General features: G+C 36.2%; 20 protein-coding genes and 1 other RNA gene. 15 read left to right on the top strand and 6 right to left on the bottom strand.

The genetic code is table 11. The features are described 5' to 3' along the window. Positions 1-12: 12 nt before the first annotated feature. From ACZ9HT_RS04505 to ACZ9HT_RS04485, 5 genes are all read left to right on the top strand, one after another. The gene (locus ACZ9HT_RS04505) at positions 13-1,425 is read left to right on the top strand and encodes an APC family permease (RefSeq protein WP_476039265.1); all 1,413 of its coding nucleotides are present in this window, start codon (positions 13-15) and stop codon (positions 1,423-1,425) included. A gap of 196 nt (positions 1,426-1,621) precedes the next feature. Beyond that, positions 1,622-1,858, top strand: a complete 237-nt coding sequence (locus ACZ9HT_RS04500; protein ID WP_476039264.1) for a putative signal transducing protein — start codon at positions 1,622-1,624, stop codon at positions 1,856-1,858. Between the two features lie 287 nt (positions 1,859-2,145). Further along, positions 2,146-2,982 carry a 1,4-dihydroxy-2-naphthoyl-CoA synthase gene (locus ACZ9HT_RS04495; protein ID WP_476039263.1) on the top strand — a complete coding sequence of 279 codons (837 nt, stop codon included), beginning with the start codon at positions 2,146-2,148 and terminating at the stop codon, positions 2,980-2,982. Positions 2,983-3,071: 89 nt separating this feature from the next. Beyond that, positions 3,072-4,001: a 1,4-dihydroxy-2-naphthoate octaprenyltransferase gene (gene menA / locus ACZ9HT_RS04490; RefSeq protein WP_476039262.1), complete on the top strand. Its 930-nt coding sequence runs from the start codon at positions 3,072-3,074 to the stop codon at positions 3,999-4,001. Between the two features lie 16 nt (positions 4,002-4,017). Next, the gene (locus ACZ9HT_RS04485; protein WP_476039261.1) at positions 4,018-4,704 is read left to right on the top strand and encodes a metal-dependent hydrolase; all 687 of its coding nucleotides are present in this window, start codon (positions 4,018-4,020) and stop codon (positions 4,702-4,704) included. Between the two features lie 1,009 nt (positions 4,705-5,713). On the opposite strand, the gene ffs is transcribed toward ACZ9HT_RS04485, so the two are convergent. Further along, positions 5,714-5,811: signal recognition particle sRNA small type (gene ffs, locus ACZ9HT_RS04480), an RNA gene on the bottom strand. A gap of 152 nt (positions 5,812-5,963) precedes the next feature. Between ffs and ACZ9HT_RS04475 the strand changes: the two genes are divergently transcribed. From ACZ9HT_RS04475 to ACZ9HT_RS04455, 5 genes are all read left to right on the top strand, one after another. Then, positions 5,964-6,542, top strand: coding sequence for a DUF4199 domain-containing protein (locus ACZ9HT_RS04475; RefSeq protein ID WP_476039260.1), 579 nt, complete (start codon positions 5,964-5,966; stop codon positions 6,540-6,542). 89 nt (positions 6,543-6,631) lie between these two features. Then, positions 6,632-7,582 (top strand): glycosyltransferase family 2 protein, encoded by a 951-nt coding sequence (locus ACZ9HT_RS04470; RefSeq protein WP_476039259.1) that lies wholly within the window; start codon positions 6,632-6,634, stop codon positions 7,580-7,582. A gap of 60 nt (positions 7,583-7,642) precedes the next feature. Next, entirely contained in the window at positions 7,643-8,347 is a 705-nt protein-coding gene (locus tag ACZ9HT_RS04465) for a GIN domain-containing protein (protein WP_476039258.1), read from the top strand. Positions 8,348-8,434: 87 nt separating this feature from the next. Next, positions 8,435-10,147 carry a phospho-sugar mutase gene (locus ACZ9HT_RS04460; RefSeq protein ID WP_476039257.1) on the top strand — a complete coding sequence of 571 codons (1,713 nt, stop codon included), beginning with the start codon at positions 8,435-8,437 and terminating at the stop codon, positions 10,145-10,147. Positions 10,148-10,264: 117 nt separating this feature from the next. Further along, the gene (locus tag ACZ9HT_RS04455) at positions 10,265-10,765 is read left to right on the top strand and encodes a hypothetical protein (protein WP_476039256.1); all 501 of its coding nucleotides are present in this window, start codon (positions 10,265-10,267) and stop codon (positions 10,763-10,765) included. A 69-nt stretch (positions 10,766-10,834) separates the two neighbouring features. Here the strand turns inward: ACZ9HT_RS04455 and ACZ9HT_RS04450 are convergent, their stop codons facing one another. Further along, positions 10,835-11,704 (bottom strand): hypothetical protein, encoded by an 870-nt coding sequence (locus tag ACZ9HT_RS04450; protein ID WP_476039255.1) that lies wholly within the window; start codon positions 11,702-11,704, stop codon positions 10,835-10,837. Positions 11,705-11,998: 294 nt separating this feature from the next. Between ACZ9HT_RS04450 and ACZ9HT_RS04445 the strand changes: the two genes are divergently transcribed. From ACZ9HT_RS04445 to ACZ9HT_RS04430, 4 genes are all read left to right on the top strand, one after another. After that, a complete protein-coding gene (locus tag ACZ9HT_RS04445; RefSeq protein ID WP_476039254.1) occupies positions 11,999-13,252 on the top strand; it encodes a pyridoxal phosphate-dependent aminotransferase in 1,254 nt (417 codons plus the stop codon). A gap of 69 nt (positions 13,253-13,321) precedes the next feature. Next, on the top strand, positions 13,322-14,059 hold the full coding sequence (kdsB, locus tag ACZ9HT_RS04440) for a 3-deoxy-manno-octulosonate cytidylyltransferase (protein WP_476039253.1): 738 nt from the start codon (positions 13,322-13,324) through the stop codon (positions 14,057-14,059). A 69-nt stretch (positions 14,060-14,128) separates the two neighbouring features. Beyond that, entirely contained in the window at positions 14,129-14,791 is a 663-nt protein-coding gene (locus ACZ9HT_RS04435; RefSeq protein WP_476039252.1) for a histidine kinase, read from the top strand. A 394-nt stretch (positions 14,792-15,185) separates the two neighbouring features. Beyond that, positions 15,186-15,755: a glutathione peroxidase gene (locus tag ACZ9HT_RS04430; protein ID WP_476039251.1), complete on the top strand. Its 570-nt coding sequence runs from the start codon at positions 15,186-15,188 to the stop codon at positions 15,753-15,755. A 160-nt stretch (positions 15,756-15,915) separates the two neighbouring features. On the opposite strand, the gene ACZ9HT_RS04425 is transcribed toward ACZ9HT_RS04430, so the two are convergent. From ACZ9HT_RS04425 to ACZ9HT_RS04415, 3 genes are all read right to left on the bottom strand, one after another. After that, the gene (locus ACZ9HT_RS04425) at positions 15,916-17,364 is read right to left on the bottom strand and encodes an LptF/LptG family permease (RefSeq protein ID WP_476039250.1); all 1,449 of its coding nucleotides are present in this window, start codon (positions 17,362-17,364) and stop codon (positions 15,916-15,918) included. 69 nt (positions 17,365-17,433) lie between these two features. Then, positions 17,434-18,081: an outer membrane lipoprotein periplasmic chaperone LolA1 gene (lolA1, locus tag ACZ9HT_RS04420; protein WP_476039249.1), complete on the bottom strand. Its 648-nt coding sequence runs from the start codon at positions 18,079-18,081 to the stop codon at positions 17,434-17,436. Positions 18,082-18,142: 61 nt separating this feature from the next. Continuing rightward, on the bottom strand, positions 18,143-20,614 hold the full coding sequence (locus ACZ9HT_RS04415; protein WP_476039248.1) for an FtsK/SpoIIIE family DNA translocase: 2,472 nt from the start codon (positions 20,612-20,614) through the stop codon (positions 18,143-18,145). Positions 20,615-20,837: 223 nt separating this feature from the next. On the opposite strand from ACZ9HT_RS04415, the gene ACZ9HT_RS04410 reads away from it, so the two are divergent. Continuing rightward, a complete protein-coding gene (locus tag ACZ9HT_RS04410) occupies positions 20,838-21,089 on the top strand; it encodes a hypothetical protein (protein ID WP_476039247.1) in 252 nt (83 codons plus the stop codon). 48 nt (positions 21,090-21,137) lie between these two features. Here the strand turns inward: ACZ9HT_RS04410 and ACZ9HT_RS04405 are convergent, their stop codons facing one another. Further along, complete coding sequence (locus tag ACZ9HT_RS04405) at positions 21,138-21,548, bottom strand: acyl-CoA thioesterase (RefSeq protein ID WP_476039246.1); 411 nt, start codon at positions 21,546-21,548, stop codon at positions 21,138-21,140. Between the last annotated feature and the right edge of the window lie 9 nt (positions 21,549-21,557).

Below are 21,557 nucleotides of genomic sequence, written 5' to 3'. Positions count from 1 at the left end.
AAATAAAACTTTATGAATAAAAAACTCAAACTCTGGGATGCCACAATGCTCGTAATGGGCTCGATGATCGGTAGCGGAATATTTATCGTAAGTTCAGATATGATGCGAAATTTAGGCTCCGGTTACTGGTTGATGGCGGTTTGGGTCATTACCGGAATCATGACGGTTGCTGCAGCAATTTCCTACGGCGAACTTTCTTCCATGTTTCCAAAAGCGGGTGGACAATATACCTACATTACCGAAATTTTCGGAAAAATGACGGGCTTTCTTTACGGTTGGGGTTTATTCACCGTTATTCAAACCGGAACGATCGCTGCTGTCGCCATGGCTTTCGGGAAATTTACGGCGTATCTTGTTCCGGCACTAAATGATTCCGCACCGCTTTTTCAGAGTGGAAATTTTAAAATCACCTGGATTCAGATTTTGGCAATTGTGGTCATTATGCTTCTTACGTTCATCAATACGAAAGGCCTTAAAAACGGAAAAATTTTACAGGATCTTTTTACAACTTCAAAAATTTTAGCCCTGCTCGGAATTATTATTTTCGGATTCATCCTCATAAAAAATTCACAGTGGACGGAGAATATGAGTTTCGGTTGGAATGCATTTCAGGATTTTGGCACAGAAGTCGGAAACAATCTCGTCCCGAGTGGCTGGAAATCCATTGGTAGCATAACGCTCTTAGGCGGAATTGCCGCAGCAATGGTTGGTTCCGTTTTTAGTTCTGTCGCTTGGGAAAATGTAACTTTCGTTTCCGGAGAAATAGAAAATCCAAAGAAGAACGTCGTAAAATCCATGGTTTTGGGAACTATTGTAGTAATGGTTTTATACATGCTTGTGAATTTAGTTTATTTAAATGCTTTGGATCGGGACGGAATAGCCTTTGCCGATCAAAACCGACCTGCAGTTGCCACTTCCGAAGTAATGTTTGGGAATATTGGAACCATTATAATGGCAGTTTTAGTAATGATATCCACGTTTGGCTGCATCAATGGATTGGTTTTAGCCGGATCCAGAGTTTTTCAAACCATGGCAAAAGATGGCCTCTTCTTTAAATCCGCCATCGAAAATAATCAAAACGGGGTGCCCGGAAAATCTTTGTGGATGCAGGGAACTTGGGCTTGTGTTCTCGCACTCAGCGGACAATACGGCGATTTGCTCGACATGATCTCATTCGTCATCGTATTATTTTATATGATCACAGTTTTCGGCGTGATTTATTTAAGAATTAAACAGCCAGACCTCGAAAGACCTTATAAAACCTGGCTCTATCCGGTTACGCCTATCTTGTATTTGTTGATCGGAACTGCATTTTGTGGCTTGCTTATCTGGTTCAAACCGCAATATACTTGGCCCGGCTTCCTCTTAATTTTAATTGGATTACCCGTGTATTGGTTCATTAACCGGAATAAAAAAGTTGATTAATTGGTAAGGAGCATTAAGGTTTTTGCTTTGCTCCAAATGATCACCCGTTTTCACTACTCGCTTCCCGATCAAATGCATCGGGAGAGCTCAAACAGAACGTTCAACCGAGGCTAGAAGTTCGGGCAGGTCTTCTGATCAAAACTTTTTGTGGCGTTCTATTTGATAGGAAGGAGAGTAGGTTATAAACAAAAAAATTATGTCAGAATTAGTCGCCATATTCCAGTCCTCTTATCTTTACGAGATCGAAGTCGCTAAAACAAAACTCGCTTCCCGGGAAATTCCGAGCTTTATTAAAAACGAGTTCGTAAACAATATCGCCGTTTTTCCAATGTCTCAAAACTATTATTTAATGGTGAGCGAAAGAGATTTCGAGAATGCCGAGAAGGTCCTGCAAGAAAACGACGAACTTTCAGAAGATGGAACTCTACTTTAAAAAAAAATGGTAACTCACAAACTCACAAACTCAATTACTCAAACACTCAAAGCTCAACTGCCTTTTTTGGGAGAAAAAATAAATCTTCATTCTAGCCACGATTGCAGCGGCATCCTTTTTTAAGGAGGAACGACGAAAAAAAGATAGAGCGGAAAGCGGGTAGCAATCTTCGAAAAAGACCAGATCTTCGCGCTCCCTAAAACTGCAGAACTTTCCGAAATAGAAGTCCTTTTCCTTTTGACTTCACTTTTAATTTTGCATATCTTTACGCAAAATTTTTAGAGAAAATGATCGACTGGAAAACTGTAAAAGAATACGACGATATTACCTATCAAAAATGTGGCGCGGTCGCCCGGATCGCCTTCAACAGGCCCGAAGTTCGCAACGCATTTCGTCCGAAAACCACCTCAGAATTATACGACGCTTTTTATCACGTTTCCGAAGATTCTTCGGTTGGCGTAGTTCTGCTTACGGGCGAAGGTCCGAGTCCGAAAGATGGCGGTCATGCATTTTGCAGCGGCGGTGATCAGAAAGCGCGTGGTGAACAGGGTTATGTTGGTGAAGATGGAAGACACCGCTTGAATATTTTAGAAGTTCAGCGACTCATCCGATTTATGCCGAAAGTTGTAATTGCGGTGGTGAATGGTTGGGCTGTAGGTGGCGGACATTCTTTGCACGTGGTTTGTGATCTGACTTTGGCGAGTGAAGAGCACGCGATTTTCAAGCAAACCGATGCCGATGTTACGAGTTTCGATGGTGGTTACGGTTCTGCATACTTGGCAAAAATGGTCGGACAGAAAAAAGCGCGCGAAATTTTCTTTTTAGGCAGAAATTATAATGCAAAAGAAGCAGCCGAAATGGGAATGGTCAATGCCGTAATTCCACACGAAAAACTGGAAGAAACTGCTTATGAATGGGCTCAGGAAATTTTAGGAAAATCTCCTTTGTCTATCAGAATGCTCAAATTCGCTATGAACTTAACAGACGACGGCATGGTTGGTCAGCAAGTTTTTGCTGGTGAAGCAACCCGTCTCGCCTACATGACCGAAGAAGCAAAAGAAGGCAGAAATGCCTTTTTAGAAAAAAGAAAACCCGACTTCGGCGAAAATAACTGGATATCTTAACACAAGCAATTAGCAATAGGCAATAAGTAATTTATTACTCATTACTCATTACCCATTACCAATTACTTATTAATCATTACTCATAATTTATGACAGATTGGATAAAAGCCGCACGATTGCGCACTTTACCGCTTTCGATGAGCGGAATAATTTTGGGTTCTTTCATTGCAAAATGGAGAATTTCACAAATCGGCGGAACCTGGGACTGGAAGATATTTGGGTTGGCGATTTTAGTAACTTTACTCTATCAGATTTTATCCAACTTCGCAAATGATTACGGCGACGGTATTAAAGGAACAGACAAATTAAGAGTGAATGTCGCAGAACAAAGAGCAGTAGCTTCCGGACGAATTACTGCGAATCAAATGCGGAATGCCGTGATTTTATTTTCTATTTTGTCTTTGGTCGCAACGATCGCCTTGTTATATTTTGCCTTTTTCAAAGAAAACCTGATGCAAGAATTTTATGTTTTTGTAGGATTGGGAATTGCCTGTATTTTAGCGGCAGTAGGTTATACCGTTGGTAAAAAACCCTACGGTTACATGGGACTTGGCGATATATTCGTCTTTATCTTCTTCGGCTTAGTCTCCGTTTGTGGCAGTTATTTTTTGTTTACAAAAACGTTTAACTGGGATATGCTTCTGCCCGCAACTGCAGTTGGAATGCTGAGTGCCGCAGTTTTGAACCTGAACAACATGCGCGATATTGAGAGCGATGGTTTGAGCGGCAAAAAGACCTTAGCTTTAAGATTAGGTTTTAAAAAAGCCATGGTTTATGAAATTGTTTTACTGCAGCTTCCTTTGCTTTTGATGCTGGTTTTCATGATGAAAAACGGACTGCATACCGAAGGAAAATATTACGCTTTTATCTTTTTTATTCTAATGTTTCCAATGATGGCCCTTCGACGAAAAATAATGGAAGTTAAAGAGCCAACAGAACTGGATCCGTTTCTTAAGCAAGTCGGTATTATGACTTTGGCAATGGCGGTTTTAGTTGCAGCAGGACTGAATTATTTTTAAATATAAAAAGAACAAAATGAAAATTACATACCTCGGACAAAACTGTTTTTTGTTCAACTATAAAGAAAAAAATATCCTGAGCGATCCTTTTTATAATTTCGGTAAAGCACAATCGGGCTTCGATATCTCTGCTCAAAAAATTGATTACATTTTGATCACTCATGCGCACGGCGATCACATTGCTGATGTGAAAGAAGTTTTGGAACATCATCCGGAAGCACAAATTATTGGGCAACCAGAAATTTGTGGTTACTTCGGCCATCCAAATTCGATTGATATCAATTTCGGTGGTTCTGCAAAATTTTTAGATATGAAAATATCGATGGTTGCGGCTTCTCACACGAGCTCTTTTCCAGATGGAAGTTATGGTGGCGAACCTGCTGGCTATATTTTCAGATTCGAAGGAAAAAATATCTATTTAGCAGGCGACACCGGAGTAATGGCTGATATGGAATTATTTCCGAAATTATATGGAAACATTGATTTGGCGATTCTTCCCATTGGTTCGCATTATACGATGTGTTCAAGAAAGGCAAGTTTTGCTGCGTCGGAATTATTGAAAACCAAGAAAGTGATCGGCTGTCATTTCGATACTTTTCCGCCAATTGTGATTGATCATGAAGAAGCGAAAACACGATTTAAAGATAGAAATGTAGAATTGATTTTACCTGAACTTGGACAAGTCATAGATTTTACCATTTGAAGATATGAAATTGGAAAAAACATATTTTAAAAATTTTGCTTTAGGGTTTGGATTTTCAATGCTCTTTAATTTTTGTGTATTTGTATATTCATTTGCTAAATATATTAGACCTGGCAGATGGATTGGAAACATCCCTCAACTGGCGGTACAAAATCTTTTGATAGGATTTTTATTTCCGATCTCAATTTCTTTATTATTTGCATTTTTCTTTGCAAATTCCTTTTCATTTTTGAAAAATAATAGAAATGTTAGATTTCTTCGCAAAAAAATAGGGATGGCTGTAATTTTGTTTTTTGCAATGCTCATTTTTAATAATTTTATTTATCCACGATTAGAAATATTTGTTTTTGTAAATACTTATAAAATTGCATCTAGTAATTCAAATACTGGAATTGTCTCCAGTCTTTTTTTTAATAAAGAAAAAGAAAACTTTTTAATGAATGATCCAACTTCCTTTACATTTCCTAGATTAAATAAATTTATTGACAGTTTGCAGATAGAAAAGGTAACGATCTTAAAATCTGCAGATTCTTTACTGAATTTGCTGCCAATAAAAACAGCCGAACATCAATATGAAAATTTACATTTAAAAAATCATGGTCTGAATAAGCCAGTTGGAAGTAGGTCAGAAATTTCTAATTATGATGAAATGGTTATCAACTCAAATTTGGAGTTCACCATTAAGGAAGAAGAATATTACTTGCAAAGAGAACTGAGTAAAAATATTGAAAAAAATTCTTACCGTTTAATACAGCCATTTCTTGTTTTTCTATTTCTGCCTCTGTCGTACATTTTGGCGATGATCGTAAAAGAAATAAAGCCAATACTTTTTTTTGTATTGGTAAGCGGAGTATTCGTTCTAACGATGGTTTTGTTTAGATTATTTGGAAGGATGCTGGAGGTTGAGATAGTAAATGTAAATATTGGTTATTTAATATTTATCATAATTTTAATTCCTGCAATGATAGGTTTTGCTAAGATAAAATATAAGGAGACAACAAGGCACAAAAAATGGCAAGCTACCTAAATCACACCGCTACAACCAATTACCTTTGCTGCGTTCCCACCCTGGAGGGTTCTCAGGAGCTGGTTGTTTAGGACTTGCCGTTGCAAAGATAAGGGTTTAATTGAAATTTCAAAATTAGAACTGCTTATTTTTTAGCAAAAGAGTGAAAATAGAAAAAAATAAAAGCTTAAAAACCTGATAAACAAAGGTTTTGAAAGTGAATAAAAATTTAAAAATTGATAAAAATTCAGATATGATTAAAAATGTTTATGGAGTAGGATTGGTGCTGTATGGCGTAACAATGTTAATTTTTTTTGGAATGTACTTTTTCGGAATGAACACCGAATATTTTAGCAATTCGTTGCTGATCAATGCTTTTGTTCTTCCTGTAGTGTATGTGGCTGGGGGTTATTTTTTAATCCATTCGGTAAAAAAACAGGGAATTGAAATGGGATTCACCGAAGTTTTCGGACGGTCCTTTAAACCAATGTTCGTGGGTGGAATTCTTTCAATAACCACTATTTTTCTATTTTTGAATTTTGTCGACAGCGATGCGAAAGACCTTCTAAATTATCAATACATCGAAAGACAGAAAACCGAATTGAATAATGAGTACGAGAAAGCCAAAATAGGAATGAAAGATGAAGCAGAAAAGAAGGAACTCGACACCAATTATAACAACCGCTTACAAAGCTTTTCGCCTGAAATGATCGAGGGTAAAGATATGTTCTCCTTTCGGCAGTTTACATACTATTTCGGCGCGATCATGGCCTTTTATGTTATTTTATCGGTCTTTTTTGCAAGTTTTTTCCGGAGTAATATTGAAAATTAATATAGTACAAAGGAAGCGATTTTACAACCCACAAATCCCAAAATAAAAATCTAATTTTGAGGAAACTAATTTCAAATTTTAAATAATTAATGAATTTATCCATCATAATTCCTCTCTTAAATGAAGAAGAATCTCTAGACGAACTTTTTACCAGAATCGATTCTGTATGTAAAACCGCAAATCTCTCTTACGAAATTTGGTTTATCGACGACGGAAGCACCGATCTGTCCTGGAGTATTATTGAAAATTTAAAAGTTCAATTTCCGCAAATTCATGGAATCAAATTTTCCAGAAATTATGGTAAATCTCAGGCATTACACGCTGCTTTCGAAAGAGCGAACGGTGATGTAATTGTTACTATGGATGCTGATCTTCAGGATTTTCCAGAAGAAATTCCGGAACTCTACAACATGATAAAACTTGAAAATTACGATATCGTGTCAGGCTGGAAAAAGAAGCGTTTCGATAATGTAATGACTAAGAATGTACCTTCGAAACTCTTCAACGCTGCGGCAAGAAAGGTGTCGGGAGTAGAATTACACGATTTTAACTGTGGTTTAAAAGCCTACAAAAAGCAAGTTGTAAAATCCATCGATGTTTATGGAGATATGCACCGTTATATTCCGGTTCTTGCTGCGAATGCTGGTTTCCGAAAAATTACGGAAAAGGAAGTGAAGCATCAGGCGCGACCGTATGGAACTTCAAAATTTGGCACTGAAAGATTTGTCCGCGGATTTCTGGATTTAATTACGCTTTGGTTTGTAAGCCGTTTTGGTGGAAGACCGATGCATTTTTTTGGTGCGGTTGGAACGGTGATGTTCATTGTCGGATTTCTTTCCACATTTTGGCTTGGACTTTCAAAATTAATTGATGTTTCCCGTGGAATTTATGGACATTTATTAACAGATAATGCCTGGTTTTTTATCGCTTTAACCATGATGATTTTAGGAACGCTGCTTTTTATCGCTGGCTTTTTAAGCGAGATGATCATTCGAACAAACCGACAGCACGAAAACTATCATATTGAAGAAGTAATTTAATCAAACTTGTTACCTTAAACTTTTAGAACTAAACTTCAAAAATATTAGTAAAATTCAATAATGAAAAAACTATTATATCTTTTTCCTTTAATCCTTTTATTTTCTTGTGGTAAAGTGACGCCAAAAGGAAAAATCGACAGCAAAGATCTAAAGGTTGAAGATTTTACCAGTGTTAATCTTCATGGGAAATTCCGGGCTTTTTACATAAAAAGTGACAGCAGTTTTATAAATGTTGAAACGTACAAAAACGTTGCGGATAATTTAAAGATTTCCGTGAAGGATAAAACATTAGACATCACTGAAAAGCGAGAAACGAAAGGGGTGGATTTCTACAATATCACAATCTATTCAAAATATAATTTAGAAAAACTTTCGATCTCTGATTCTGTAGAAATGAATATTTCAAGTGAGATCAAGACCGACAATTTTAAACTGAATTTGAAAAAAAGTGCTAAATTTATAGGATCGGTAAATTCCCGACGGGCAGAAGTAGAAATGAGCGGTAAAAGCCGCGCTAACTTTATGGGTACTACAAAAGATGCCACCATAAAAATATCCGATACTGCGAGTTTAATTGCGCCTTACTGGGCAATAACCAATTTAAAAATTGAGTCTAAAAATGAAAATTATGCGGAAGTAAATGTGAAAGATTCTTTAAAAGGAAGTGTAAAAAACACCTCTCAATTTGTATATTACAATGATCCGATCCGCGCGTTTGATATTGAAAAAACAAGCACCGTGGAAAATAGAAAGCTCAATGAATAAAAGTAGAGCTGTTCAAAATAAGAGATAAATTCCGCTAGCGAATCACAATACAATAAATGGAGGTCGTCCTCTGCAAAAAAATAAAACATGACAACTTTAGAAAAAGCAAAACTCTGGCTCACCGATTCTTTCGACGAAGAAACAAAAAATACCGTCCAAAACTGGATCGATACCAATTCTGATGAACTGGAAGATTCCTTTTATAAAGACTTGGAGTTTGGAACTGGTGGAATGCGCGGAATTATGGGCGTTGGAACAAACCGCCTCAATAAATATACGCTCGGACAAGCAACTCAGGGTCTGGCAAATTATCTTCATACCCAATTTACAGGCGAAGAGATAAAAGTAGCCATTGCTTATGATGTTCGACATAATTCCCGGGAATTCGGTAAAATGTGTGCTGATGTTTTAACTGCCAATGGAATTAAGGTTTTACTTTTTAAAGATCATCGTCCAACTCCCGAACTTTCATTTACCGTTCGTGATAAAAAATGCAACGCCGGAATCGTATTGACTGCTTCTCATAATCCGCCTGAATATAACGGTTATAAGGTTTATTGGGACGATGGTGCGCAGATTGTTCCGCCTCAAGACAGTGCGATTATTAACGAAGTTCATTCAATAAAATTCGACGAAATAAAATTTGACGGGAACGATGATCTAATTGAATGGATCGGTGTTGAGCAAGACGAAGTTTATATCGACGCCTGTATGAAAAATTCTCTTTACCAAAATATTGGACGGGATAATCTAAATATCGTTTTTACTTCTATTCACGGAACGACCTATGCAACGGTTCCGCAAGCTTTAAGAAAAGCAGGTTTCCAGAAAATTGATCTGGTGACGGAACAAATGATTCCCAGCGGAAATTTCCCGACCGTTGATTCTCCGAATCCAGAAGAACCTGCAGCTTTGGAAATGGCACTTGATCTTGCCAGGATTACCAATGGTGATATCGTGATTGGAACAGATCCAGACGGTGATCGTCTGGGAATTGCTATACGAAATTTAGAGGGCGAACTTCAACTTTTAAATGGAAATCAATGCAACACGATCTTAACCTACTATATTTTAGATCAGTGGAAAAAAGCAGGCAGAATTACGGGCAAAGAATTTATAGGTTCTACGATCGTGACTTCTGATATTTTTTATGATATCGCTCAAAAATTCGGGGTTGACTGCAAAGTTGGCTTGACCGGTTTTAAATGGATCGGTAAAATGATCCGGGATTTCGAAGGCAAAGAAAAATTTATTTGTGGTGGCGAAGAAAGCTTTGGTTTTATGACAGGAGATTTCGTTCGCGATAAAGATTCTTGTGGCTCCATTTTGCTTGCCTGCGAAATTGCTGCAGTGTGCAAAGCAGAAGGAAAAACAATGTACCAATACCTGATCGAAATCTATAAAGATGTCGGAATGTATTACGAAGGCTTGGTTAATGTCGTAAGAAAGGGTAGAACAGGTGCAGAAGAGATTACTCAAATGATGAGCGATTTTAGAGATAATCCGGTGAAAGAATTGGCGGGTTCCAAAGTAACCGAAGTGAAAGATTTTCAAGAACAAACCCTTTTAAACTTAGCAGATCATCAAAAAACGGTGATGGATGAAATTCCGAAATCAAACGTTTTAATTTACTACACCGAAGATGGAACGAAGGTTTGTATTCGCCCATCCGGAACGGAGCCGAAAATTAAATTTTACGTTTCTGTGAAAGATTCAATTACTTCTGAGGCAGAATTTGAGTCCAAACTAAGTGACGCAGAAGATAAGATCCAGCGAATCAAAGCTGATTTGAAACTTTAATAATGAGATTTTAATTAATATAGAAAAGGCAGATAATTTTAATTGTCTGTCTTTTTTTGATCTGTTTTTTTAATTACTTGAAATAAATCCAGCATTCATCAACTAAAAATTGGCTACATGAAATACATCATTTTACTATCTCTCTTTCTTTTGCCGCTCCATTTATTTTCGCAGTATTTATTGCCCAATGAGGTGATCCTATATTCTTTTGAAACTAAAGAACAGAAGAAGATGGTTCTGGTAAAAGATAAAAACAACAATTACATTCAATATCGATTTGGCGGCAAAGACAAGGTCGAATTAGCGTTTCCTACCGAAAAAAACGCTGAAAGCTGGAATATGTTTTCCTATAATTATTATATGCGCGGTGGTGGTAAAGCGAATGCCGGCCAGGAAATTGCGAATTTAAGCTTTACTCAAAATGGGTTTCAGTATTTGATCTACTCTACTTATTTTTCGGAAGAAGAATCGATGGATACCGGGATTTTAGTTACCAATTTGAAAACACAAAAGAGGACCAGAATTAAAGGCCTTGTTAAAACGAGAAAAGAAAGCTTGTTCTTTCTTCAGGAAAAAAGTTTACTAAAAGTGGACGAGGAGAGCGGTTTAGACTTTTAAATTTTGTCTGCAAAAAGAAAAAAGTTTCACCTGTTGTGAAACTTTCGCCTTATAAATTGATTAAGAATTTTAAAATGTTGCTTCGTCCTTCACTTGATCTTTCATAACAGGAACCGTAGTTTTTTCGGTTTCAGTTTCAACAGCTGGAGATTTCTTTTCAATGACTTCAGTTTTTGGCTTTTGGATGTCAACTGCAGGAATAGTTTCTTCAAGCTCGCCTTCCGACTCGGTATATTCACTGCCCTCATCATATTCTTCATCTGATACCTGATTATCTTCATCGGTATATTGATAATAGGAACTAAACTTCTTTGATTTCTTATCATAAAGAACTACATATTTATTGGATTCTTTCTGCACGATCAAACCGCCCACTGGCGCAGGGATTAGTTTATTTTCATTTAAGAAAATTTTAGCACCGCTGTCGAAGGAATTAATTACAGGTAAATCATAATCATAATCTTCCACAAAAAGAAGTTCACCTTTATTATTGAAAATAATCAGTTTTGACCCTTTAAAATCGTTTTTCTCCAGTATAATCGCCAGATCGCTGTTTTCTTTCTCGTCACCCGTATAATCGCCAAACGCAAAAACCCGTTTAGCCCTGTCTGGAATTTTCGTCATAAAGTACGTTCCGTCTAAATACCCGTTGGTAGACAAATAATTATAGATATATACTTTATAATCCTGAGGAATTTCGTCGTAAGCCGGAGCAGAAAATAAGGCTTCCACTTGCGGATATCCATTATCTACGTCGCTTTCTGTATTGGTGGGAAAAAATTTATTCTTTAAAAACACTCCGATAATAATTAGTGCTATTATGCCGACAATGAGTCCGATCGTAAGTCCTTTTTTAGATTTTTTTTTCGGTGGAGGAATAGAAGAGACTTCTTCAGGATTCTGGTTTTCAATCATATTTGAATTATTAATGAGTGCCATATTAGCGATTTCAAGATAATGATTTTTTTTTGATTTCAACAGTTAATGTCAAATTCTTCTTCATTAATGAAATAAAAAACCGCAGTTCTTTGAAGGTTGAATACATTTTTTTATTAAATCGAAAAAGATCACTTTTTAAAACCAAGAAATAATTTAACTTTTTTTAAGATTAGAAATGCCTTTTTTCCTCTTCCAATTTGTATTTTCGCTTTTTAAAATTATAAAAATTTGTACATTTGAGAAGGCCTAGAACAAATATTTAATCTTTTTTTTACGACCTATAAAAACCCGACTATGAAAGTATCAAAACTTGCCGAAAATTTAATTGGTTCCGAAATTATTAAGATCGGAAATCAGGTAAATGATTTAAAAGCACAAGGTGCCGAAATCGCCAACTTGACAATTGGAGATTTAAATTCTAATATTTATCCGATTCCTTCGCGTTTAAAAGAAGAAATAAACAAAGCTTATCAAAATAATTTAACCAATTATCCACCTGCAAACGGTCTTTTATCTTTAAGAAAATCAATCTCAAAAGACATTAAAAACCGGTGGGATCTTGATTATTCCGAAAATGAGATCTTAGTTGCCGGCGGCTCCAGACCTTTAATTTATTCTACATTTAGAACGATTGTAGATGAAGGCGACAAGGTAGTTTATCCAATTCCGTCCTGGAATAATAATCATTACGCGTATTTAACAAATGCTGATAAAATTGAAGTAGAAACTTCGCAGGAAAATAATTTTTTACCAACTGCCGATGATTTAAAACCTCATTTGAAAGGTGCCGTTTTATTGGCGCTTTGTTCGCCGCTAAATCCTACTGGCACGATGTTTACGAAAGAACAGCTTTCCGATATTTGCGAACTGGTCTTAGAAGAAAATAAAAAAAGAGGCGAAAATGAGAAACCGCTTTATTTGATGTACGATCAGATTTATGCAATGTTGACTTTTGATAAAGAACATTTTAATCCCGTATCCTTATTTCCGGAACTTAAGAAATATACCATTTTTATCGATGGAAGTTCTAAATGTTTTGCTGCAACCGGAGTTCGCGTGGGCTGGAGTTTTGGTCCGTCTGAAATTATCGATAAAATGAAAGCGCTTTTAACGCATGTTGGAGCCTGGGCGCCGAAGCCCGAACAGGAAGCAGTGTCAATATTTTTAGGAGAACCCGAAAATGTTGATGCTTTTGTTGATGATTTTAAAGGCAAGATTTCCGAAAGTCTGGAAACACTTCATCAGGGAATTCAAGATATGAAATCCCGGGGTTTTGCAGTCGAAAGCATTCAACCAATGGGCGCTTTGTATCTAACAATTGAATTAAACTACATCGGTAAAACAAAACCGGATGGTGTTCAAATTAGCAATTCATCTGATCTTGTGTTTTATCTGATCAATGAAGCCGGAGTTGCGCTTGTTCCTTTTTCTGCTTTTGGAAATTCTCCGAAAATGCCTTGGTTTAGAGCCTCGGCAGGTGGATTATCACTTAACGAAATACAAACAATGTTGCCAAGACTTGAAAAAGCGTTGTCTCAGTTAAAATAAATTTTGAATGATTAATTTAATTTTTCAAAGATCGCCTTTCATTTTAAATTATTCCAATTCAATTATCTCATGAAGATTATCGCCGTTATTCCCGCCCGTTATCAAGCCAGCAGATTCCCGGGAAAACTTATGCAGATTTTGGGAGAAAAAACGGTGATCGCGACCACCTACCAAAATGTCGTAGAAACGGGTTTATTTGAGGAAGTCTTTGTCGCCACAGATTCTGAAATTATTTTTGAAGAGATTCAGAAGTCCGGAGGAAAAGCCGTGATGACCGGAGCACACGAAACAGGAAGCGACCGAATTGCGGAAGCCGTTTCAACCATCGATTGTGATATTGTTATTAATGTTCAGGGCGATGAACCTTTTTTGAAAACAGAACCTTTGAAACAGTTAATTTCTGTTTTTCACGACGATGTAGCTAAAGAAATATCTTTGGCATCCTTAAAGATCAAATTGCATGATAAAGAGGATGTTGAGAATCCGAATAACGTGAAAGTCATCACAGATTATCAGGGTTTTGCGCTCTATTTCAGCCGTTCTGTGATTCCGTATCCGAGAGAAACGACTGTTGAAGCAGAATATTTTAAACATATTGGCGTTTATGCATTTAGAAAAAGTGCGCTGTTAAATTTCGCAAAACTCGAAATGAGATCTTTAGAAATCGCAGAAAAAATAGAGTGTATCCGTTATTTAGAATATGGTATGAAAATCAAATTAATAGAGACAGATTTTGTAGGAATTGGTATTGATGTTCCCGAAGATCTGGAAAAAGCCAGACAGATTTTAAAAGATCAAAAGTTGTAGAGATGCGATGAATTGTGGGTTTTAAGAAGAAATAAAAGTTTATATTTGAAAAATAAATAGAGCGATTTAATGAAAAAGATATTAGTAGGATTTTTAATGATACTTGGTTGCATCGTAAATGCACAAACTGCAAAAGAAATTATCGAAAAAAACATAGAATTATCGGGTGGGTTAACTAACTGGAAGCTCTTAAATTCCGTACTTCTGCAAGGAAACGTAAGTTTAGGCGTGAATGATGAATATCCTATAAAAATTTATCAGCAGCGTCCAAACCTGACGAAAACTGTTATCACAATGAACAATAAGGAAACTGCAATTGAAGGTTATGATGGAAAAAAAGGTTTCGCTATGAATTACGCCGCTAATAAAATTCAGGAATATCCCAATTATATCGCCGAAAGTTTCGACAACGATTTTATCGACTGGGAGAATAAAGGTTTTGATGCGCAATATATGGGTAAAGAAAAAGTAGGTGAAATTTATTGTCACAAAGTTGAATTAACGAAGAACGTAAATAAATCAATGTACTATTTCGATACCAAAACTTACATGGTCGTTAAGGAAATTAAAAGTGACGAAACCCTTGTTTACAAGGATTATAGAAAGGTAGGGAACTTACAAATGCCTTTCCGAATTGAATCTTCTTCTCAAAAAAGAGACAGTGATTACGTAATGCTCATCAATAAAATTGAGACGAATAAAGTTTTCCCTGCGAATACCTTTAAGTTTTAATAGATAAATACGATCGAAAACGTTCACGGTGGTTTAATGTTTGATGCTGTTGTCCAAATTAAGCAGATGGTCATCATGATCTTATTCTTAATTTAGCAGTTGTCTTACTTCCCTGAACAATTTATTCGCAGAAATTTTTTTTTCAGACAAAAGTTTCCGTTCATTATTTATACAGCGCTTCCATTCAGGATTCAGGACCCATAAATAATTGTAAGAAAGCTGGGCTGAAAAACAAACTTATTAATAATTTTTACTGGAGTTCGCGGAGAATAACGAATTTACAAGATTCCGGCTACAGCTATGAATTAAAGCATATTTTCAGAATAATTTATTTTGAGAATTTTTTATAACAATAAATTTACTAGAACAGACGATAAGTCTTTAAACGTACACAATGAAAAAAATATTCATCATTCTATTGTCAGCCGGAGTTTTTCTGCAAAGCTGTACCAATCAAAAAAAGGAAATTTCAAAAGATAAAAACAAAGTAATGAAAACCATTTACGATTTTAAAGTAGAAAGCCTGGACGGTAAGGAAATTAATTTTGCGGATTATAAAGGAAAGAAGATCCTGATCGTAAATACCGCTTCTGAATGTGGATTTACACCGCAGTACAAAGATCTGGAGAAAGTAGCAGAACAGTACAAAGATAAGTTGGTTGTTGTAGGATTTCCTGCAAATAATTTCGGTGGTCAGGAACCGGGAACAAATGCTGAAATCGGTGCTTTTTGCGAGAAAAACTTCGGCGTTACATTTCCAATGGCTGCCAAGGTTTCTGTAAAAGGAGATGACACTGCGCCAATTTTTAAATACTTGACAGAGAAAGATATGAACGGCGTAAAAAACACGACGATCATGTGGAATTTTACGAAATTTTTAGTAGATGAAAATGGCAAATTGATCGATAGTTTTATAAGCACAACGAAGCCTACAAGCGATTCGATCACTAAATATTTAAAGTAATTCTCTACAAATAATTACTTCATTCCGGAAATATTATAAAAGTTATTTCCTTCCCTCAAACTAAAAAGCAAAATGATCATTCATTTTGCTTTTTTATTATGAAACGTTTTCTTAAAAATTTCTTCTTGATCCTAAAGATTAATTTGTACTTTGAATTAAATTATTGATATCTCGCGTGTTCCTTACGTTTTGAAAATTTAGCAATGATCGGTTTAAATAAAGCTTTGTACTTTTCGATATCAAACACCTGAGAATCTGTTAACGCTTTATATGTAAGCCAAACACCAAAAGGGAAGAGAATAAGATTCGGAAGCCAGGCCGCTAAATATGGATCTATTTTCCCAGACCATGCCATATTTTCTACAGACAGATTTACGACATAGAAAATAATGAAAACGACGATCGCAATCACGACGGGTAAACCTAATCCTCCTTTTCTGATAATAGAACCTAAACTAGAACCGATTAAAAAGAAAATTAAACATGTTACTGAATAAGCGAAGATCCTTTGCTGATAGATTATGACACGGGAGTAATAGGCGTGAAGACCCTGTATTTGTTCTGCCTTGCTTTGACTAAGCTGTTTTATGCTTTCAATTTTATTGTAAGCGGAATAGAGAAGTTGCTCTTTTTTTTCTTTCTTTAAAGTATCTAATTTTGGAGTCGGACTTAGCGGCGTTTTTGCTTTTGTTTTGCCAATATAACTTACAAAACTGTTGGTCTGGTTAACAAGCTCGGAATTAATATTATTTAGAATATTGCCATTCTCCTTCTTCGCATTTTGAATGGTAGTACTGAGCTGTATGAAATTTTGAAATGAATAATCATCTGTTATTTTCTCTGCTTCCAAAGCTTTATTAATGATTTCTGAAATATTGAAATGCGAAACCATGGTATCGAATTTAATCGCCTGATCGGGTTGTTTCAGGCGCTGATCCAGATTGCCAATATTGTCTTCGAAAATATGACCGTCGAAAAGAACTAATTTTAAATAATTCCTGTTATCTGCAGGTACAAATTTTCCTTTTTTTGCTACAATGGATTGCTGATTTTCATAAGAGTTTGCCATTTTATGAATAAAAACGCCTTCTAAATTTTCTCCATTCTCGCCCAGAATTTTATCAAACTTAACGCTGTATCCCGGAATTTGCTGAATAAACTGTCCGGGCGTGAAATTCAGGGCAGGTTTCGTAGCTGCAATATTATAGAGCATATTCTTTGCCTTCCGCTGGAAATCGGGTATGACGTTGTTGGAGAAGAAAAAGAGAAAGAGCGAGAATACAAAGGATACTACAAATAAAGGCAACATGATGCGTGTCAACGAAATTCCGGCAGCTTTCATCGCAGCAAGTTCATATCGTTCGCCTAAATCGCCGAACGTCATGATCGCCGAAAGCAATATGGTTAAAGGTAAAACTAACTGTACAACGATCGCAGAAAGATAGGAGAGAAGCTTCAGGATTTCGCCATAACTTAAACCTTTTCCCGTAAACTGCGCCAATCTGATCCAGATAATGTTAACTACAAAAATAAAAAACAACACACTGAAAATAAAAATAAACGGACCGAAAAAAGTTTTAATGACGTAACCGTCGATTTTTTTTATCATGGCTCAAATTTACCAAAAAAGTCACAAAAGAATTTTCCTTTGTGACTTTATTTGAATTTTTAAATTTAGTTACAATTCCGTAACAATGTAATTTTTATATTGGTCTTTATCAAAAGTAAACATGGAGTTGTTTAAAGTCTGATTTTCTTTATAATCACTTACTGCAATTACAGAAACTGAATTATCTGTAGAAAACTGTTCCAGCTTTACGATTTGTTTCTTCGCATTGTTTATAAAAAGATTAACTTCTTTAATGCCGGTTTTGGTGGTTGGAGTCAGTTTTATATAATCGGATTTTACGCCATTTACAGTTAACTGTCCCATGTATTTTACGTTATAACCTTTTTTATATTCTTCAATATAAGTAAGCGGTGAAAACATTTGTTCGCTGCCAGTTGGCTTTGCAACAGTAACTTCCTGATCTTCCGCTGAAATGTTATAAATTTTATTTCCGTCGAAAATCTGTTCTGTGCCCATGATTTTCAATTTGTATTTATCTTTCGCAGAATAGAAGATTCCAGGTTCTGTTCTGGTTACTTTTTTTCCGCTGCCGGTTCCATAAATAAATTTGAAATAAACGTTATTTTTAGATTTGTATTGATTAGATACGGCATCTAAAATCGTTTTTGCTTTCGCATCAATTTTTTGTGCAGAAAAACTTGCGACAGTTGCGAGTGTAAAAACTCCTAAAGTCAATTTCTTTATTATATTTTGCATTCTTCTTTATTTTTAGATGGTGATTTTGCTCTAAAGTTAAACTTCTGTTTAATGTTTAACCTTATTTCCGCAAACCTTCCAAAAACTGTTCCAAAGAATTTAAATCAGAGATCTGCACTTCCCGTGCTTTAGCGCCATTAAAGCCGCCTACAATTCCGCTCGCCTCCAGTTGATCCATAATTCTACCAGCTCTGTTGTAACCTAATTTCAACTGTCGTTGAAGCATTGAAGTTGAACCTTGCTGAGTAGAAACAATAATTCTTGCAGCATCTTCAAAAAGAACATCCTTTTCATTTGGATCAAAAGCTCCAACCGTAGAAGTCGTTTCCTCGGTAGAATATTCCGGCAACATAAATGCACTCGCATACCCTTTCTGTTCACCTATGAATTCTGCTATTTTTTCAACTTCCGGAGTATCTACAAAAGCACATTGCAAACGCATAATTTCATTTCCGTTAAAATAAAGCATATCGCCTTTTCCAATCAACTGATCCGCACCTGGAGAATCCAGAATCGTTCTGGAATCGACACTTGAAATTACACGGAACGCCGCTCTCGCCGGGAAATTCGCTTTGATCATCCCCGTAATTACATTTACAGAAGGTCTTTGTGTAGCCACGATCAAGTGAATTCCAACTGCTCTTGCCAACTGCGCTAATCTGGCAATTGGGATTTCTACTTCCTTACCCGCAGTCATGATCAGGTCGGCAAATTCGTCTACCACCAAAACGATGTAAGGCAGATAACGGTGTCCGTTCTCAGGATTTAATTTCCGCTCTGTGAATTTTTTATTGTACTCCTTTATATTTTTACAAAAAGCATTTTTAAGAAGGTCATATCGCTGATCCATTTCCACGCAAAGAGAATTTAAAGTATTGATCACTTTGTGCGTATCGGTAATAATGGCATCATCACCATCCGGAAGTTTTGCCAGATAATGTCTTTCTATTTTTGAATAAAGGGAAAGTTCCACCTTTTTAGGATCAACCATCACAAACTTCAGTTCGCTTGGATGTTTTTTGTAGAGTAGGGAAGTTAAGATCGCGTTGATACCAACAGATTTTCCCTGCCCGGTTGCTCCCGCCATTAAAAGGTGAGGCATTTTCGTTAAATCAGCCATGAAGATTTCGTTAGAAATAGTCTTCCCGAAAACTACAGGCAAATCCATATCGGTGTTCTGGAATTTCTGAGAAGAAATAACACTTCGCATAGAAACCATTGCAGGATTTTTTCTCGGAACTTCAATACCAATTGTTCCTTTACCAGGCATTGGCGCAATAATTCTGATTCCTAATGCGGAAAGATTCAGTGCGATATCATCCTGCAATTTTTTGATCGAAGCAACACGAATTCCAGCTTCCGGAACAATTTCATATAAAGTTACTGTTGGACCAACGGTCGCTTTAATTTCTGCAATTCCAACATTGAAATTTTTGAGTAAGCCAACGATCTTATTCTTATTTTCTTCTAATTCCTGGCGGTTGATGGCAATTTCTTCGTTTCCATAATCATGCAGCAAATCGATTGTCGGCATCTGAAATTTTGCCAGTTCCAATTTATGGTCATAAAGGCCGTGCTTTTCGACTAATTCCTGCGATTTTTTATCTGACTCATCGATAATATCAACGGTTTTCGGCACTTCAATTTTAAAATCGATATCATCTGTCTTAACCGTCTTATCTGTGGTGTTTCCTGAATCTGTGCTTAAATTGATAGAACTTCCTGTGCTTTCCGTCACGGTAACATTCGGAACATCATCAAAAGAAGTTTTGTTCGGCGTAACAATAGGTTCGATATCATTTTTAATTTCTGGATCTGGAGTAAGTTGAACAGGTGTATTTCCTTTAACGGAAACCGTTTCTGAAGTTTGCAGATTTTCTTCGATCTCCAATTCTTCATCAGCCTCAAAATTTTCGGAGGAGTTGGGCATCATCGCTTTCACCCGTCCTAAAGTCTGATCGTTAAGGGTATTGAGTTTTGTTTTTACATTGTTCGGATTTAAGTTGAATTCAAGCATAAAATACAATCCAATGCTTACCAAAAGAATCAGCCATAAACCAACCGTTCCGATAATAGAATTTAAAAAATCCATGATCTGAAATCCATAAACTCCACTTAAAACGCCTTGCCCTTTTGTAACGGCGCCCATGAAAATTGGCAGCCAGCAAATAAAGAACAGCGAATGTCCAATGGTTTTCCAGGGTTTGAAATAGTTCTTTTTTAGGATCATCATACCTAAAACAAGAGAGAGAAATGCAACAGCAAAAGCCGCGACACCAATACTTTCGAAAATAAACAGATTTCCTAACCAGTCTCCAATTTTTCCAAAAATATTGGATGATTGTACGGTTTTATCCAGCATTGTTCCGGCCTGGCTTTGATCAGCTTTCCAGTTAGAGAGATAAGAAATGAAAGAAAAGGTAAGAATGATAGCAGTGACTATAAAGAGAACTCCAAAAAATATGCGTGGTTTTGAAAGTATTTTGCTTTGCTCAGCCGTCTGAGACGGAGTCTTTTTTGTGTTTTTTTCCATAATATCGATGAGGGCAAATTTAATAATAAAATTTAAGAATTTTTCAGCAATAATGGAGAACTTTTATGCTTTTATTTTTAAAAACTATTTATAATTTTAGTAATGCAAAAGGGCGAGTTTAGCTGTTATCCAAAATATTTATAAAGTAGAAAACATTCACCGTCTTCGCTTTACTTTAGGAATAATAATTGAATGTATAGTTTCAATAAATAAAATATAAATCATGGAAAATAATACCGAAAACAAACGAAACGATTTAAGCAACGAAAGCACTTCAGATCAAAACGTTCAAAGCTCAGAAAATAGAAAAGATAATATTCCACATCCAGAAGTTGGAGTTTTACATGATGAAGACGGCAATATTATAAAAGTTGCTGAAAATGCAGTTCCTCCAGATGCCTGGAAAAATCAGAAAAAAGCCTACGATGACGCCTGGAAAAATAATAAAAATCAACTTATGGAGGATGATATTTAATCACCCTCAGAATAATAAAAAATTTACTAAACAGTGGATTTCGTTATTTTACATCAATTCAGGCTTTATTTCATTTTCGAAAATAGGGACTGGCTTTTTTTCTGCGTCAATGGCGACGAGAGTGAAATCGCCAAATACCGCTCTCTCTCTATTTTCGGCATACATCTCTTCCACAAAGACCTCTACATTAACTTTCAAACTGGAATTTCCTACATATTTTACTTTACCGATCAGTTCAACTAGAGTGTCTGCCGGAATTGGTTTTTTAAAATCGATGCGGTCGCAGCTTACGGTTACGAAAGATTTCCTGGCAAATCTTGTGGCCGTCATAAACGCAACTTCATCCATCATTTCCATCACTGTTCCGCCAAACATGGTGTTGTGATGATTGGTAACATTGGGGAAGACGACTTTGAAAACGTGGGTTTCAGAATTTTTGATTTTTTCCTGATAGTTCATTGTTTTTTT

The sequence above is a fragment of the Chryseobacterium sp. UYP7 genome, assembly GCF_056279225.1.
Note: the sequence above shows the minus strand (reverse complement) of the source record. Positions and strands in the feature narration are given on the sequence as shown.